Source organism: Amycolatopsis sp. NPDC114478, from assembly GCF_055633805.1.
This window is the reverse complement of sequence record NZ_JBVKDO010000007.1, coordinates 234,865-250,634: the sequence shown is the minus strand read 5'-3', so window position 1 is coordinate 250,634 and position 15,770 is coordinate 234,865. Positions and strand designations below refer to the sequence as shown.

The window sequence follows — 15,770 nt, the reverse complement described above, 5'->3', positions numbered from 1 at the left end:
GGCCCGCGGGCGGCCTTTGCCGGTTCCCCGGCTGACCGACCATGTCCCGGTCGACGGCATCGGGGAGGACGGGTTGCTCGACACCACTTTTCCGTGCGCGGGACCGGCGGACGTCGACGGCGTCCGCCGGCTGGCCCGCGACGGCAGGCTCGCCGGCTCCGCGTCGGCCGCCCCGCCCGGCGACCTCGCCCGGTTGCGCGGGGCCGTCTACACGGTGGCCTGGCCGCTGGTCTTCACGCGGATCACCAAACCACTGGAACGGCAGCGGCGGCACCCGGACTGCGCCCGCGGGCTGCACTGGCTGCGGCCGGACTGCCTCGACCGGTTCCACGACGACGTCGAAGCCGTCGTGGAGCACGCGCTGCGGCGCGCGACGGACCCGATCGAGAACTTCGACGGCTGGCTGGCGACCCGGCTGAGCCCGGCGACGGTCGACGCGCACCGGCGGCGCCGCGGCGAAATCGGGGCCCTGCAACGGCCCCGGCTGCCGGGCTGGCTGGGCGAAGCGCTCGGGCGGGACCCGTGGCTGTGCGACCTCGCCGTGCAGATCCTGGTGTGGGCCGGGGTGCCGGCGACGGCGGGCGCGGAGCTCTGGCCGCTGGACGGCTGGGCCGCGCGCCGGGCCGAGGTCACGGGCGCGCCGCCGCCGGGTCGCGACACCCTGGACCTGGAGGTGCGCCAGGTGCTGGCGGCGATGGGCAGGCGGCCGAAGTGGTACGCCGAGCACGTCGAGCGGCCGCTCGGGCAAAAGCGGGCCCCGGTGGCGCCGATGCCGGCGGACGGCGCGGCCGAGCCGGCCCCGTTGCAGCTGGTGGGCGAGGAGGAGGCGGACGACGCCCGGCTGGCGGGACTGGCCGAGCAGGCGCTGCGCGCGATCGAGCGACGGCTGGACGCCGGAGCGGACCCGCAGACGGCGGTGCGCGCGGTCGTCCGGACGGTGTTCGGAGCCGGCGGCGGGGCGCTCGACCGCTTGCCGCACAACGGATCCACGCTCGACGACTGGCTAGCCACCGCCCTCGCCGACGAGGCCCGGCTGGAGGGGGTCGTCGCGACGGTGCTCGCGATCCTCGGCCGCTGAGGGCGGATGGACGGGCGGAGGGGCCGTGGTCGGGCTCGGGCTCGCGGGCCGGTCGCCGACCGCGGCGACGAAAACCGGGGCGAGGCAGCCGCGGTCGCTCGCGGACCGGTCGGAGCCCGCTGGAATCGGCTGCCCGCAAGCATTCTCGGCCGCCGAGGGCGGGTGGGCGGGCCGGCGGCCCGCGCGCTCGTGGGCTAGGGTCGCGGACCGGTCGGCGACGGCGGGAATCGGCTGCCCGCAAGCATCCTCGGCCACCGGACGCGGGTTCGCGGCCGCTTCATCGGCCATCGAACTCAACCGGGCGTCCAGCACCTCGAACAACGTCTCCCTCGAACACCCCGCGGCGAGCGCCCGGCGGTCCGCCGATCTCAGCTCCGCCAGCAGCACCTCGCGTACCGCCGCGCGGGTTCTCTCCGCGAGTCTCGTGGGCGGGACAGCTGATCCGGCCACCCCCGCCTCCTTTCGCCCAGTGCCGGGTTCGGCCGGCCCAGCCTTCCCCTGACGGACGGCCTTCACCGCCACCACGACGGCGGTGGCACCGGCAGCCGCAGGGGGCAGCCCGTGTGGCGGCCCGTCCAGCAGTCGGCCAGCCAGCGGGTCAGCGCGACCGGCCCGAGCAGGCTGTCCTCCCACACCGGTGTCAGCTCGCCGGCCCGGCGGAGCATCGTTTCGGCCGTGGCGCAGAAGGAAACGATCGCGGCGACGGCGGCGTCGGCCCGCGTGACCGGCCAGGCGACCGCGGCGCCCGGCAGCCGGGCCGGGATGGCCAGGCCGGTGCCGACGGTGCAGTTGCCGGCCAGCTGGAGCGCGAGATCGAACTCGACCGCTTCGGCGTGGAGCTGCCGCGCCCGCCACCGGGGCGAGGCCACGGCGGCGTGCAGCCCGGCGAGCCGGGCGGCGACCAACCCGTCCCACACCGTCAAGAGCACCCCTCGGGTGTCGGCCGGATGAGCGCCGGCGAGGTCGAGGGTGACGGCGCTGAGCCAGGCACACGGGTCCTTGACTTGACTATCAGCGGCGACGGTCACGGCAGTCAGTCTCGCACCGGAAAGCACGCCCGGCAGCAAGATGATCATGGATCACCGCAGGACCACCCGGTCGGTGGCGAACCGTTGAGCGGCTGGGTACCACCTTCGGGCACTGCGGGTGACCGAACCGTTACCACTGTGCCATCATGTCGGCGCTCAGTGCCGAGCACGCCCCTCGTCCGCCCTCCCCGAAAGGCCGTCACCGCCGTGATCAAGACCAGCAAGAGCCGGGCCGGCACCCAGCGCGTCACGTTCAGCCTCCCAGCCGGGGCGCCACCCGGACGGGTGAGCGTCGTGGGGTCGTTCAACGACTGGACGCCCGGCCGCCACCACCTGACCCCGCGCTCCAACGGCCGCCGCTCGGCTTCGGTGGACGTCGCGCCGGGGACCGTGCTCCAGTTCCGCTACCTCGGCGAGGACGGCCACTGGTTCGACGACCCCGACCTGCCGGACCGCGCGGACGGCAACTGCGTCTACGCGACGAACTGAATCAGGACTTCCGGCGCGGCTTGCCCCGCTTCGGGGCGCCGCCGCCGGCCCGGCGGGCAGCCGGCTTCTTCGGCGCCGGCGGCTTGCGCTCCGGGCGCTTCTTCTCCGCCGACGCCGCCGGCTGCTGCTGGCGTCCGCGCGTGCTGTTGACCGTGCGGCCGCGCACGATGCCGATGAACGTCTCCATCAGCTCCGACGTCTCGTCCTCCGGCCAGGACAGCGCCACGCTCGACTGAGGCGCGTCCGCGACGGTCCGGTACGTCAGGTCGCGGCGGTGGTGCAGGCGGGCCAGGGACTGCGGGACGACCAGCACGCCGACGCCCGCCGCCACCAGCTCGATCGCGTCCGCCGTCGTTTCCGGCCGCTCGGTCGCCGGCCGGCCCGGGAGTGCCGGCCACTCGATCGTGTCGTCCAGCGGGTGCAGCACGAAGTCGTCCGCCAAGTCCGTTGTGGACACTTCGTCGGCCGCGGCGATCAGGTGGTCCTTCGGGACGACCACGACGGTCGTCTCGGTGTAGAGCGGGATCGCGTGGAGGCCGTCGCGGTCGATCGGGGACCGCAGCAGCGCCGCGTCCGCCCCGCGCGAGCGGATCAGCTCCGTCGCGTCCGCGGCGGCGACCGGGACGAGCTCCAGCGGCACGTCCGGCTGCCGCTCGCCCCAGGTCCGCACCCACTTGGCGGGCGTCGCGCCCGGGACGTACGCGAGACGGAACGAGGTCACCGGGTCAGGCTACCGGGCGGGGCGCTGGCTACCCTGGACGGCATGACGTCGCACAAGACCGCCCAGACGATGAAGCCCGCGACCGCGGCGAAGAAGCTGGGCGTGTACCTCGAAGCCACGCCCCCGGAGTTCCAGGAGGGCGTCGTCTCGCGCGACGAGCTGAACGCGCTGCAGACCGACCCGCCGGAGTGGCTGCGCGAGCTGCGCCGCACCGGCCCGCACCCCCGGCCGGTCGTCGCGGCCAAGCTGGGCGTCTCCATCGGCGGCCTCACCCGGGGCGGCATCACCGAGGCGCTCACCACCGAGCAGATCGACGCGCTCAAGGCCGAGAACCCCGACTGGCTGGTCCGCGAACGCGCCACCCAGGCCGAGGTGCGCAAGGAAACCGTGCGCGTCAAGGAGCAGAACCACTGACCACGCTCGAAGAGGCCGCGCGCCTCGACGCCGCGGACGAGCTGGCCGCGTTCCGGGACCGCTTCGTCCCGATCACCGACCCCGGCGTCGTCGCCTACCTCGACGGGAACTCGCTCGGCCGGCCGCTGCTGGCCACCGCCGAACGCCTCCGGGACGTCGTCGCCGAGCAGTGGGGTGCCCGGCTGATCCGGTCGTGGGAAGAGCGCTGGCTCGAGCTGCCCGAGCGGATCGGGGACGAGCTGGGCCGCGTCGCCCTCGGCGCCGGGCCCGGGCAGACGATCGTCGCCGACTCGACGTCGGTGTGCCTGTACAAGGTGCTGCGGGCGGCCGTCGCGCTGCGGCCGGGCCGCGACGAGATCGCCACCGACACCGCGAACTTCCCCACCGACCGGTTCCTCGTCGACAGCGTCGCCGCCGAACTCGGCCTGACCGTCCGGTGGATCGAGAGCCCGGACGTCCGCGCCGACGACGTCGCGGCGGTCACCGGCCCGCGCACGGCGGCGGTCGTGCTGTCCCATGTGGACTACCGCTCGGCCGCGATCGCCGACCTCGCCGGGATCACGCGGGTGGTGCACGAGCGCGGCGGGCTGACGGTCTGGGACCTCTGCCACAGCGTCGGCTCGATCCCGGTCGCGCTGGACGCCGACGGCGCCGACTTCGCCGTCGGCTGCACGTACAAGTTCCTCAACGCCGGCCCCGGCGCGCCCGCGTTCCTCTACGTCAACGCGCGTCACCACGAGGCGTTCGGGCAGCCGATCACCGGCTGGATGGGCGCGGCCGACACGTTCGGGATGGCCGAGCGGTACGTGCCCGCGCCCGGCATCCGCCGCGCGCTCTCGGGGACGCCGCCGGTGCTCGGCATGGTGGGCGTCCAGGAGGGCGTGGCCCTGCTGGCCGAAGCGGGGATCGAGCGGGTGCGCGCGAAGGCGGTCGCGCTCGGGCGGTGGGTGCTCGACCTCGCCGACGCATGGCTCGTCCCGCTCGGGTTCACGGTGGCCTCGCCGCGGGAGGACGCGCGCCGCGGCGGGCACGTCACCCTGCGCCACCCCGACGCCGAACGGCTGTCCCGGGTGTTCATCGAGAACGGCGTGCTCATCGACTTCCGCCGTCCCGACGGCATCCGTATCGGACTGAGCCCGCTCACCACGGGGTTCACCGAAGTCCGCGCGGCCATGGAGCGGATCCGCGAGCTCGCCAGATAGTAGCCATGTACTTAATAGCCATGTACAGTATCTGGCATGAGCACTCCCGGCCACCTCATCTGGCGGCTCTCCACGAAGTGGCGCGTGGCGGTCGACCGCGCGTTGGCCCCGGCTGGCCTCACGCACGCGCAGTACGTCTTCCTGGCTTCGCTCTTCGGGCTGGAACGCACCGGAAACCTCCCCAGCCAGCGGGAACTCGCTGACGAGGCCGGGCTGGAAGCGCTCTACACCTCCAAGCTCGCGCGCTCCCTCGACGCCGACGGCCTGATCGAGCGCACCCGCGACCCCGCCGATACCCGCACCATCCGGCTGCGCCTGACCGCTCGCGGCCGGGAGGTCGTCGAGCCGGCGATCGCGACCGTCGCCGAACTGCTCGACCGCCTGCTCGAGCCCCTCGGCGGCCGGAAGAGCGACCGCACCGCGGCCCTGAGCCGCGAACTCACGCTCCTGCTCGACACTCCGCTGAAGGACGAGAAATGACGCTGCACCACGAAGAAACCGGCACCGGCACCCCGATCGTCTTCCTGCACGGCAACCCCGGCTCGTCGCACGGCTGGCGCAACGTCCTGCCGCACGTCGGCGCCGGGCGGCTGCTGGCCCCCGACCTGATCGGGATGGGCCGCTCCCCCAAGCCGGACATCGCGTACTCCTTCGCCGACCACGCCCATCACCTCGACGCCTGGTTCGACGCGCTCGGCCTGGACGACGTCGTCCTCGTCGGGCACGACTGGGGTGGCGCGCTCGCCTTCGACTTCGCCGCCCGGCACCCGGGCCGCGTCCGCGGGGTGGCGTTCTTCGAGACGATCGTGAAGCCGATCGCCTGGGACGACGTGTCCCCGCAGGCCGCGGAGCGCACGCGCAAGATCCGCACGCCCGGCGTGGGCGAACAGATGGTGCTGGAAGAGAACCTGTTCGTGCGGCAGGCGTTCACCGGCGGCGTGCGCACGCCGGTGGCGGACCTCGAGCCCTACCTCAAGCCGTTTCCCACGCCGGAAAGCCGCCGCCCGGTGCTCGCGTGGGCGCGGCAGCTGCCGATCGGCGGCGAGCCGGCCGAGGTCGTCGCGCGCGTCGAGGCCTACGACGAGTGGCTGGCCACCAGCACGGGGACCCCGAAGCTGCTGATGACGTTCGAGGGCTCCCCCACGCTGATGATCGGCGAGGGGGTGAGGCGGTGGTGCGAGGAGAACATCGCCGCGCTCGACGTCGTCGCGTGCGGGGAAGCCGGACACCACGCGCAGGAGGACCGGGCGAAGGAGATCGCCGCCGAGATCTCGGCCTGGCTGGACCGGCACGGCCTCCGGTGAGTCAGCGGTGCCGCAGCGGCGGGGTCGCGTCCACGCCGAGGACGCGGGCCGCGAGCCACGCCAGCGCGTCCGCGGTGCGGGCCGGCGTGTCCGACGGCTGCATCACGTGGCTGAGGACCGTGCGGACCACGATGTCGATGACCACCCCGAGCTGCTCCCCGGTGAACGGCGGGTCGTAGGCCGCCACCCGGGCGGTCAGCATCCCCTTCGCCTGCGTCAGCAGCGTTCCCGCCTCCGTCGTCAGCAGCGGCAGCAGCTCCGACGCCGTGCCGTGGGTGGCGGAGGCGATCGCGCGCAGCAGCGTGTTGTCGTCGGCCAGCTCGAGGACCGCGCGGACGGCGTCGTAGATCGCCTCGACCAGGTCGTCCCCGTGGCGGTCGAACGCCGCGGCGACGACCGAGAGGAACCGGCCGAGCTCGTGGGTGACCATCGCTTCGGCCAGCGCCGCCTTGGAGCCGATCTCGTTGTAGACCGTCTGGCGGCTGACGCCGACGACCTCGGCCAGCCGGGCCATCGTGACCGCCTGCCAGCCCGACCGCGCGGTCAGCTCGATCGCCGCCGTGATGATCGGCTGCCGGTGCTGACCACCTTCGGGCGCCGCCGGAAGTGCCGCACTCATGATCGCCATTCTAGGCGGCGCCCGCGAAGGCCAGGGCCTCAGCCCAGGGCGCCCGGGCGGCGACGCGGCGGCGGTACTTCATGATCTCGCGCGGCCGGTCGACGGTGAGCGCGCCGGCGATCCGGTCGCCGCGGCGGTAGAGCGTCACCCCGCCCGCGGACACCACCTCGTCGGCATGCGGGGTGCCGACGAACTGGATGCGCCGGCCGTACCAGTCCGACCAGAAGTACGGCACGGCTTCGAGCGGGCGGGCCGCCGCGGGGTCGAGCGCGTGCCGCGCGGCGGCCGCACCCTGCTCGGCCGCGTTCGTCCAGTGCTCGAGCCGCATGCCGACGCCGTCGAAGAGCGGGTTCGGCACGTGCGCGACGTCGCCCGCCGCGTAGACGCCCGGCGGGCCGGCCGCCAGCGTCGCGTCGCACACGACACCGCGGTCGCGCTCGTGCAGCGTCAGCCCGCTGCCTTCGAGCCAGCCGGTGGCCGGCACCGCGCCGATGCCGGCGACGACGAGGTCCGCGGGCAGGACTTCGCCGCCCGCCAGGTGCACGCCGCCGGCCGCGACGCCGGTGACTTCGGTGGCGAGCCGCAGCTCGGTGCCGGCTTCGCGGTGCAGCGCGGCCAGCTCCGCCCCGGCCGTCTCCCCCACCGCGCGGGCGAGCGGGACGGCCGACGCTTCGACGATCGTCACCGGCAGGCCGCGCTTGCGTGCCGCCGACGCCACTTCCGAGCCGATGAACCCGGCGCCGATCACGACCGTGCGCGCACCGGCGTCCAGCGCGGCGCGCACCGCGACGGCGTCCTCGGCCGTCCGCAGCGTGCGTGCGCCGGGGAGGGTTCGCGCCGTCGCGCCGGTGGCGATGACCAGGGCGTCGTACGGCACAGCTGCGCCGGCGACCGTCACCTCGCGCGCGTCGGTGTCGAGGCTTTCCGCGGGTGCGCCCAGCATCAGGTCGACGCCGAGTTCGTCCCGCAGCACCGTTTCCGCGTGGAACGGTTCGACGCGGCGCGGGCCGTCGGCGTCGAGGAACGCCTTCGACAGCGGCGGCCGGTCGTAAGGCAGGTGCTCCTCGGCGCCGACGAGGACGATCCGGCCGCGGTACCCGGTGCGGCGCGCGGACTCCACCGCGCGCAGCCCGGCCAGCGAGGCACCCACGACGACGAGGCTCATGTCAGCTTCAGCGCCAGGACCGGGCAGGCGTCCACCGCCGCGGCGACGTCCTGGCGGTGCTCTTCGCCGGGCCGCTCGTCGAGCACGACGACCGTGCCGTCCTCGCCCACCTCGAAGAAGTCCGGCGCCATGGCCTCGCACATGCCGAGGCCGTCGCACTTCGCGCGGTCCGCGTCGATCCGCATCACGCACCCACCCGGCCCGGCGCGACGAAGTCGACCTTCTCGCGGACGCCGCAGTCGGGGCAGCACCAGGAGTCCGGGATCGCCGACCACGGCGTGCCGGCCGGGAAGCCCTCACGCGGGTCGCCGAGCTTCTCGTCGTAGACGTACCCGCAGCCCGGGCACATGCCGCCTTCGCTGGCGTCGCCGTGGGTGTCGCCGTGCTCCGGGACGGCCGCCGTGACGCGGGTTCCGTACCGCGCCAGGATCTTCTCGCGCTTCGACGGCTGGATGTTCGCGCGGGAGATGTCGCCGTCGAAGTGGGCGAGCACGCGCGGGTCCATCACCCGGCGCCACACCGGCGGGATCAGCGCGAGCACGATCATCCCGGCGTACCCGGTGGGCAGCACCGGCGACTCGGCGAAGTCGCGCAGCGTCTGGTAGCGGCGGGTCGGGTTGGCGTGGTGGTCGCTGTGCCGCTGCAGGTGGTAGAGCAGGACGTTGGTGGCGATGTTGTTGGAGTTCCAGCTGTGGCTGGGATCCACGCGCTCGTGACGCCGCTTCCCGGGCGCGCCGACGCGCTGCCGCAGCATGCCGTAGTGCTCCATGTAGTTGACGACCTCCAGCAGGGAAAACCCGATCACGGCCTGGATCACCAGGTAGGGCAGGACGCCGGCGCCGAGCCACGCGACCATCGCGGCCCAGAGGACCGCGGACATCAGCCAGGCGTTGAGGACGTCGTTGCCGAGCCGGAACGGGTGCTTGTCCCGGCGGGCGTAGCGCTTGCGCTCCAGGCGCCACGCGGACTTCAGCGAGCCGAAGACCGTGCGCGGCCAGAAGCGGTAGAAGCTTTCGCCGACGCGGCTGCTCGCCGGGTCCTCCGGCGTCGCGACGCGGACGTGGTGGCCGCGGTTGTGCTCGATGTAGAAGTGGCCGTAGAAGCTTTGCGCCAGCGCGATCTTCGACAGCCAGCGCTCGTGGCTCTCCTTCTTGTGGCCGAGCTCGTGCGCGGTGTTGATGCCGATCCCGCCGATGCAGCCGATGGAGATCGCGAGCCCGACCTTGTCGGCGACGGTGAGGTTCCCGCGGGCGATCAGCCAGAACGCGGCGACGAAGCCGACGTACTGGATCGGCAGGAACGCGAAGGTGATCCAGCGGTAGTAGCGGTCGTTCTCCAGCCGCTCGAGGACGTCGTCGGGCGGGTTGCTGCGGTCCAGCCCGGCGCCGAGGTCGATCAGCGGCACGACCACGAGGATCACGAACGGCCCGATCCAGAACCAGGCGCCCCAGCCGGTGGCGGCGTGCAGGCCGATCGCGAGGAACGCCAGCGAGGGGACGACCAGGCCGATCAGCCACAGGTAGCGCTTGCGATCGCGCCAAAGCTCGGTGGACCCCGCGGGCACGGTTCCGGTCATGACACCCTCCTCCGTTGGCTGGGTTTACAGAACTGTAGGTGATGTCGAGTGTGCTTGACAATAGCTCGTCCGATGTAAAACCTCGCGCGTTCGCTGCACTGACGGCAAGCGTCGTGACGGTGCGGATCAGCGGCGGCGGAAACCCGGCCGGAGTCCGCGAACCCGGCGAGGGATGAACCGTCCGGCCGTCATGATGAGCCAGACTCAGCCGAGGAGGTCGTGCGGATCCCGGACCGCGAGCGCCTCCGCGTCCGACACCCCAGCGCGCTCGGCAACTCGACGCCGAGCCCGCACCTCCGCGGACTTGCGCGGCCGAAACGCCGGAACGCGGCTACACCCGCACGGCTCGAAGCCTTCGTACGCCAACCCGGCCGCCAGCACGGCGGCGACCGCGGCCCAGCCCGAACCGTCGCGACGCGGGGGTGCGGCGAAGTCGTGGCCGGCGAAGACCATCGGCGCGCGGCACCCGGGACACCGGTGCTCGGCACCGTCCCAGGCGCGCTTGCCACTCCGGCGGCACGGCACGCACACGTAGTGGACCTTGTAGACGGTCTCGGCGTACCGGCACATGCGCCGCACGCTACCCGGCCGGCGAGCGCGGCCTCCAAACCTTTTCCCGGCCCGCGCCACACCTCTCGTGACGAAGATCATCTTCCCCTCGCACCATGACTCACCGTCGCCCATGACCACGGTCCGAACCGGACTCCCGGGCAACCGCGTTGCCCTTCATTCCCACGCCGCGAACACTTCGGCGCGGCGAACCGGAGGAATTCACTTTCACCCGTTCGGCCCAGCGTGCAAGACGCCGAAATGCAGCTCGGGGCCCTTACCAGAGGAAATGCGGGTAATCAACCGGACGCGGTCGGTAAACACCGTTCGCCCTTCGGCGGACAACCGTCCGGACGCCGGGTCAGCGGCACCGCCCCCTCCCGGTTCGTGGTAAAAAACGGACCCTGATCGATTCCGCGGCAACACGGAGGGTGAGGCGAAGACGGGTGACGGCGGCCGCTGTGTCCCATCGTCGTGTCCGCTTCCTCGTCCGGGTCCGTAGTTTTCGCCGACCGTCACTCAGGAGTTCGTGAACCGCCGTGTTGAACAAAGACGCCCAGGACGAGTCGGACAAGCCGTACGACAAGTCGATCCGCAAAAGGCTGACCAGGACCGTTCTCATTCCCAGCGTGACCCTGCTGGTGCTGTGGATCGCGGTCTCCTCCTACTTCCTCTTCAACGGCGTTTACGTCCGGCTGGTCGCGGCGTCGGTGCGCGAGGTGTCCATCCCCGCCGCCTCCGCGCTGGCCGAGTTCCAGAAGGAACGCCAGTCCGCGCTGCAGTACCTGGACGACCCGGCGCTCGGCCCGGGCCGGCTCCAGCAGCAGCAGAAGGCCACCGACGAAAAGCTCGGCGCGCTGAAGAACGCGTTCGCCGCGACGATCTCCAACGCGCCGGACGAGATCGCGGCCAAGGTCAACGCGCTGAAGTCCCAGTTCGACCAGCTGCCCGTGCTGCGCTCGCAGATCTCCTTCCGCAGCATCGACCGCGCGCAGGTCAACGGCTACTACAACGGCGTGATGGACACCGCGTCCAACCTCTTCGACACCCAGGCCCGCGTCGTGCCCGACGCCGAAGCCGCGACCGGCGGCATCACGGCGACCTCGGTGTTCCGCGCCGGTGACGCCATGTCGCGCGAGACGTCGCTCGTCTCGACGGCCTTCTCGGCCGGTACCTTCGCCCCTGACGACTTCGCCCAGTTCGCGCAGCTGTCCGGCACCTACCGGACGCAGCTGACGCAGATCGAGCCGTTCCTCGACGCGAGCGTCCGCGACAAGTACCGGGCCCTGACCAAGAGCACCGCCTGGCAGCAGCTGGCCACCGCAGAGCAGGCGATCGTCAAGCACGGCCCGTGGTCGCCGAGCGAGCAGAACACCGTGCCGGTGTCCGAAACGGACTGGCTGAACGCGACGACGCAGGTCGCCCAGGGCCTCAACGACCTCGCGATCACCCAGGCGGACAAGGTCTCCGCGGCCGCGATCGACTCCGGGGACGCCCAGCTGCGCAACGTCATCATCGGCAGCATCCTGGCGCTGCTCGCGTCGCTGGCGGCGATCATCGTCGCGGTGCGGGTGTCCCGCTCGCTCGTCGACCGCGCGCTGATGACGCGCCTCGCGCGGCTGCGCAACGACTCCCTCGACCTCGCCCGCAACCGGCTGCCGAACATCGTGGAGCGGCTGAAGAACGGCGAGCCGGTCGACCTCTCCGAAGAGCTCCCGCAGCTCGACCACGGCCGCGACGAGATCGGGCAGGTGGCCGAGGCGTTCAACACCGCCCAGCTGACCGCGGTCAACGCCGCGGCGAGCGAGGCGAAAGCACGCAGCGGCGTGCACAACGTGTTCCTCGGCATCGCGCACCGCAACCAGGTCCTGGTCCACCAGCAGCTGCAGATCCTCGACGAGATGGAAGCCCGCGAGGACAACTCGACCCAGCTGGCCGCGCTGTTCCAGCTCGACCACCTCGCCGCGCGCGCCCGCCGCACCACCGAGAACCTGATCATCCTCGGCGGCAAGCAGCCGGGCCGCCGCTGGCGCAAGCCGGTGGCGCTGATGGAGGTCCTGCGCGCGGCCGTCTCGGAAACCGAGCAGTACGCGCGGGTCCAGGTCGAGCAGGTGCCCGACGTCGCGATCGTCGGCGCCGCGGTGGCCGACACCATCCACCTCGTCGCCGAGCTGGTCGACAACGCGACGTCGTTCTCGCCGCCCGGGTCGCCGGTCGAGGTGACCAGCCGCAAGGTCGCGCGCGGGGTCGTCGTCGACGTGTCGGACCAGGGGCTCGGCATGAAGGACGGCGTCCGCGAGTGGGCCAACTCGATGATGGCGGAGGCGCCCGAGTTCGACGCGATGGCGTTGCGGGCCGACTCCAGCCTCGGCCTCTTCGTGGTCGCGCGGCTGGCGGCGAAGCTCGGCATGACCGTCACGTTCGACCCGTCCCGCTACGGCGGCCTGCGCGCCACCGTGCTCATCCCGACCCAGCACCTGGCCGGACAGCAGGGGGACGTCCCCGAAGAGCCCGGCTCCTCCCCGGCGGAGACCACCGCGGTCCTGGCCCCGGTGGGCGCACCCGCGCCGCAGGCAGCAGAAAGCTCACCCGGTTCCATGGACACGCCCAGCTCGTTCAGCGGTCAGATCCCGATGAAGCGGGACACCAAGCCGAGGCCGTACCCGGCCCGCGCGCTCACCCAGCCCGACCCGCTGCCCGAGGTGCCCGCCGCGACGCCGCGGGTCGCGGAACCGCCGGCCGCCGAGGCGCCCGCGACGCCGCCCCCGACCGCCGACGACCGGCCCCGGCTGCCCCGGCGCGAACCCCAGCAGAACCTCGTCGCCCAGCTCGAACACGAACCCGACGAAGGCGACGAGGACGTCGTCGCGCCCGGCGAGGGGACCGCGCGGACCCTCGCCGCGTTCCACAAGGGCACTCGCCGGGGCCGGGTGGTCGGGTCCGACGACGCGTAAGTCCGCGACAGCACATCGAATGTCCACAGAGGAAAGTCAAGGTCTCTGACGCATGAACGAGTACGGGAACCCCAAACCCGATCTCAACTGGCTGCTCGACGACGTGGTCAACCGCGTGGTCGGCGCGCAGAACGCCATCGTGCTGTCCGCCGACGGTCTGCTGATCGGCAAGTCGGCCGGCATGGGCAAGGACGACTCCGACCAGCTGTCGGCCATCGCCTCCAGCCTGCAGAGCCTGGCCAAGGGGGTGAGCAAGCAGTTCAACCGCGGCCCGGTGCTGCAGAACATGATCGAGATGGAACGCGGCTACCTGTTCGTCTCGGCGGCCGGGCAGGGCGCGTGCCTCGCCGTGCTGGCGGCGGACGACGTCGACGTCGAGATGATCGCGTACGAGATGAGCCGCCTGGTCAAGCGGGTCGGCGACTACATGGTGTCGGCGCCGCGCGAGGCGGCGCAGATCCTGCGGGAGGCCACATGAGCGGGGACGAGAGCTGGTACGACGAGGCCGCCGGGCCGCTCGTCCGGCCGTACACGATCACCAGCGGCCGGACGCCGGCGGACAACGCGCGGCTGGACCTGTCCACGCAGGTGATGACCCTGCGCTCGGAACAGGAGCCGGCCGGGCTGGGCCCGGAGCACCAGGCGATCGTGCAGCTGTGCCGGCACCCGGTGTCCGTGGCCGAGATCGCCGTCTACGTGAAGATCCCGCTGGGGGTCGTGCGCGTGCTCGTCGGCGACCTCATCGAACGCGGCCTCGTCATCACGCGCTCCCCTGCCCACCACCCGGCGCAGTCGCCGGACCTCGAAACACTCCAGGCGGTTCTCGATGGCCTCATCAAGTACTGACGAATTGGTCCCCACGCCGGTCAAGATCATCATCGCCGGCGGGTTCGGCGCCGGGAAGACCACCATGGTCGGGTCGGTCAGCGAGATCCCGCCGCTGACCACCGAGGAGGTGCTCACCGAGGCGAGCGCCGGGGTGGACGACCTGTCCGGCGTGGAGCGCAAGACCACGACGACGGTCGCGCTCGACTTCGGCCGGATCACGATCTCGCCGCGGCACGTGCTGTACCTGTTCGGGACGCCGGGGCAGGCGCGGTTCTGGTTCATGTGGGACGACCTCGCGCGCGGCGCGATCGGGACGATCGTGCTCGTCGACACCCGGCGCCTGGAGACCAGCTTCGCCGCGATCGACTTCTTCGAGCGCCGGAAGATCCCGTTCGTCGTCGCGGTGAACTGCTTCGACAACTCGCCGCGCTACACCGCGGACGAGATCCGCGAGGCCCTCGTCGTCCCCGACCGGGTGCCGATCGTCATGTGTGACGCGCGTGACAGGGACTCGAGCAAGCTCGCGCTGATCCGGTTGGTCAAGCACGCCATGACGGTGGTGCCCGCGCCGGTCTGAGACCTGCGGTTTGTCCGGTCCGTGTCCGGCTCGGACGGCGCCGGTGTCCGATGTGTCCGAGCGTGTCCACGTCGGACACCGGCAAACCCACATGGCGCAATTGGTTGGACCACCCGGGTGCAGCTTTTTAGTTGAGCAAGCATCAAACTGATAGCATCCGGTCGTGACGAGTCGTGAGCCGGAGTTTCCCGGATATATAAGGGAAAACTACCCGCCACAGGGTCGTCTTTTCGGTGACTTCCTGTGCGGGCTTTGGTCTACCGCGTGTGATGCGCTCGAGGTTCCGGTGGAGCGGTCCGTCCGGACCACGCGGATGCTGCGCGCGCTGCTGCCGCCGTGGGCGCACGAACGGATCGGCGCCGTGCCCGCCCAGCCGTCCTATGTGGCGGACGACGGGTTCCCCGCCGAGATGTCGGTGAACTGGTCCGGGGCGCACCCCGAGCTGCGGGTGCTGTTCGACGGGCTCGGGCACGCCGTCGCGCCGCCCCCGGAGAGCGGTTTCCGCAGGCTGCACCGGGTGCACGAGACGTTCACCGTGCGCGGGGGCCGCCCGTCGCCCGCGCCCCTGTGGCACTCGATCGCCTGGCGCCCGCCGTCGCGGATCGTCCACAAGACCTACTTCGGGCTCTACCCGTGGCCGCACGCGCACCGCGAGCTGGCGGTCGCCGAGGCGATGGACCGGCTCGGCATGGCCCGCGCGTGGGACGACGCCCGCCGCCTGGTCGAAACCGTCGACGGCAGCCGGGAAATCGAGTTCTTCGCGGTGGACCTGGCCGACGAGGCCGAGGCGCGGGTCAAGGTCTACTACCGCAACCACGGCGCCGGGCTCGCCGAGGTGAACCGCGTCGCTTCGGTTGCGCTGCGCCACGACGCCGAAGACGCCCGCGCCGCTTACCAAATCCTGGCCGGCGACCGGGAAGACGCTGGTGAGGCGGCGTTGAGCTGCCTGGCGTTCCGGTCGGGACTGGACCGCGCGGCCGAGTCCACGACCTACCTGCGCCTGCCGGATCTCGCTGCCAGTGACGAAGAAGCCGTCGAACGGACGGCCGCGCTGCTGCACCGCGAAGGCGTCGACCCCGGCCGGTTCCGCCTCCTCACCGCCGCGCTGGCACCGGGACCGCTGACGGAGACGCGGATCCTCGAGCTGGTGAGCTACCGCACAGCGGGCCGCCGCGGCGACGTCACCACGTACTTCCGGTTCCCCGTGTACGACCGGTCGCTCGACCCTGTTGATCTTGCTTAGCGTGGCAGGAAAGATGATCTCCC

General features: G+C 72.2%; 18 protein-coding genes. 11 read left to right on the top strand and 7 right to left on the bottom strand.

The window, feature by feature from the left end; all coding sequences use genetic code 11:
- The first annotated feature begins 73 nt into the window (after positions 1–73).
- Positions 74–1,078 (top strand): hypothetical protein, encoded by a 1,005-nt coding sequence (locus tag ACZ7OH_RS21595; RefSeq protein WP_470282390.1) that lies wholly within the window; start codon positions 74–76, stop codon positions 1,076–1,078.
- A 512-nt stretch (positions 1,079–1,590) separates the two neighbouring features.
- Here the strand turns inward: ACZ7OH_RS21595 and ACZ7OH_RS21590 are convergent.
- Positions 1,591–2,106 carry a hypothetical protein gene (locus ACZ7OH_RS21590; protein ID WP_470282389.1) on the bottom strand — a complete coding sequence of 172 codons (516 nt, stop codon included), beginning with the start codon at positions 2,104–2,106 and terminating at the stop codon, positions 1,591–1,593.
- Positions 2,107–2,313: 207 nt separating this feature from the next.
- Here ACZ7OH_RS21590 and ACZ7OH_RS21585 point away from each other — a divergent pair, with 207 nt between their 5' ends.
- Entirely contained in the window at positions 2,314–2,595 is a 282-nt protein-coding gene (locus ACZ7OH_RS21585) for an early set domain-containing protein (RefSeq protein WP_470282388.1), read from the top strand.
- A gap of 1 nt (position 2,596) precedes the next feature.
- Here the strand turns inward: ACZ7OH_RS21585 and ACZ7OH_RS21580 are convergent, their stop codons facing one another.
- A complete protein-coding gene (locus ACZ7OH_RS21580) occupies positions 2,597–3,316 on the bottom strand; it encodes a LysR substrate-binding domain-containing protein (protein WP_470282387.1) in 720 nt (239 codons plus the stop codon).
- A gap of 42 nt (positions 3,317–3,358) precedes the next feature.
- Between ACZ7OH_RS21580 and ACZ7OH_RS21575 the strand changes: the two genes are divergently transcribed.
- The 4 genes from ACZ7OH_RS21575 to ACZ7OH_RS21560 are packed head-to-tail and all read left to right on the top strand — an operon-like array spanning position 3,359 to position 6,236.
- Positions 3,359–3,730, top strand: coding sequence for a DUF5997 family protein (locus ACZ7OH_RS21575; protein WP_470282386.1), 372 nt, complete (start codon positions 3,359–3,361; stop codon positions 3,728–3,730).
- Positions 3,727–4,932 (top strand): kynureninase, encoded by a 1,206-nt coding sequence (locus tag ACZ7OH_RS21570; protein ID WP_470282599.1) that lies wholly within the window; start codon positions 3,727–3,729, stop codon positions 4,930–4,932. Before ACZ7OH_RS21575 ends, ACZ7OH_RS21570 begins: the two co-directional genes overlap by 4 nt.
- A gap of 36 nt (positions 4,933–4,968) precedes the next feature.
- The gene (locus ACZ7OH_RS21565; protein WP_470282385.1) at positions 4,969–5,412 is read left to right on the top strand and encodes a MarR family winged helix-turn-helix transcriptional regulator; all 444 of its coding nucleotides are present in this window, start codon (positions 4,969–4,971) and stop codon (positions 5,410–5,412) included.
- A complete protein-coding gene (locus ACZ7OH_RS21560; protein ID WP_470282384.1) occupies positions 5,409–6,236 on the top strand; it encodes a haloalkane dehalogenase in 828 nt (275 codons plus the stop codon). The genes ACZ7OH_RS21565 and ACZ7OH_RS21560 overlap by 4 nt, the downstream gene beginning before the upstream one ends.
- A gap of 1 nt (position 6,237) precedes the next feature.
- Here the strand turns inward: ACZ7OH_RS21560 and ACZ7OH_RS21555 are convergent, their stop codons facing one another.
- The 5 genes from ACZ7OH_RS21555 to ACZ7OH_RS21535 form a co-directional block, all read right to left on the bottom strand.
- Entirely contained in the window at positions 6,238–6,864 is a 627-nt protein-coding gene (locus ACZ7OH_RS21555; RefSeq protein ID WP_470282383.1) for a TetR/AcrR family transcriptional regulator, read from the bottom strand.
- A 1-nt stretch (position 6,865) separates the two neighbouring features.
- Complete coding sequence (locus tag ACZ7OH_RS21550) at positions 6,866–8,020, bottom strand: NAD(P)/FAD-dependent oxidoreductase (RefSeq protein WP_470282382.1); 1,155 nt, start codon at positions 8,018–8,020, stop codon at positions 6,866–6,868.
- Positions 8,017–8,205, bottom strand: a complete 189-nt coding sequence (locus ACZ7OH_RS21545; protein ID WP_364461850.1) for a ferredoxin — start codon at positions 8,203–8,205, stop codon at positions 8,017–8,019. Before ACZ7OH_RS21545 ends, ACZ7OH_RS21550 begins: the two co-directional genes overlap by 4 nt.
- A complete protein-coding gene (locus tag ACZ7OH_RS21540) occupies positions 8,205–9,596 on the bottom strand; it encodes a fatty acid desaturase (protein ID WP_470282381.1) in 1,392 nt (463 codons plus the stop codon). Before ACZ7OH_RS21540 ends, ACZ7OH_RS21545 begins: the two co-directional genes overlap by 1 nt.
- 204 nt (positions 9,597–9,800) lie before the next feature.
- A complete protein-coding gene (locus tag ACZ7OH_RS21535) occupies positions 9,801–10,166 on the bottom strand; it encodes a hypothetical protein (RefSeq protein WP_470282380.1) in 366 nt (121 codons plus the stop codon).
- 518 nt (positions 10,167–10,684) lie between these two features.
- Here ACZ7OH_RS21535 and ACZ7OH_RS21530 point away from each other — a divergent pair.
- The 5 genes from ACZ7OH_RS21530 to ACZ7OH_RS21510 all read left to right on the top strand — a co-directional run bounded on the left by ACZ7OH_RS21530 (position 10,685) and on the right by ACZ7OH_RS21510 (position 15,747).
- Positions 10,685–13,099: a sensor histidine kinase gene (locus tag ACZ7OH_RS21530; RefSeq protein ID WP_470282379.1), complete on the top strand. Its 2,415-nt coding sequence runs from the start codon at positions 10,685–10,687 to the stop codon at positions 13,097–13,099.
- Positions 13,100–13,151: 52 nt separating this feature from the next.
- Complete coding sequence (locus ACZ7OH_RS21525) at positions 13,152–13,577, top strand: roadblock/LC7 domain-containing protein (protein ID WP_364461841.1); 426 nt, start codon at positions 13,152–13,154, stop codon at positions 13,575–13,577.
- Entirely contained in the window at positions 13,574–13,945 is a 372-nt protein-coding gene (locus tag ACZ7OH_RS21520) for a DUF742 domain-containing protein (protein ID WP_086680729.1), read from the top strand. The genes ACZ7OH_RS21525 and ACZ7OH_RS21520 overlap by 4 nt, the downstream gene beginning before the upstream one ends.
- Positions 13,926–14,504: a GTP-binding protein gene (locus tag ACZ7OH_RS21515; RefSeq protein ID WP_400904946.1), complete on the top strand. Its 579-nt coding sequence runs from the start codon at positions 13,926–13,928 to the stop codon at positions 14,502–14,504. Before ACZ7OH_RS21520 ends, ACZ7OH_RS21515 begins: the two co-directional genes overlap by 20 nt.
- Positions 14,505–14,790: 286 nt before the next feature.
- Complete coding sequence (locus tag ACZ7OH_RS21510) at positions 14,791–15,747, top strand: hypothetical protein (RefSeq protein WP_470282378.1); 957 nt, start codon at positions 14,791–14,793, stop codon at positions 15,745–15,747.
- The last annotated feature ends 23 nt before the right edge of the window (positions 15,748–15,770 follow it).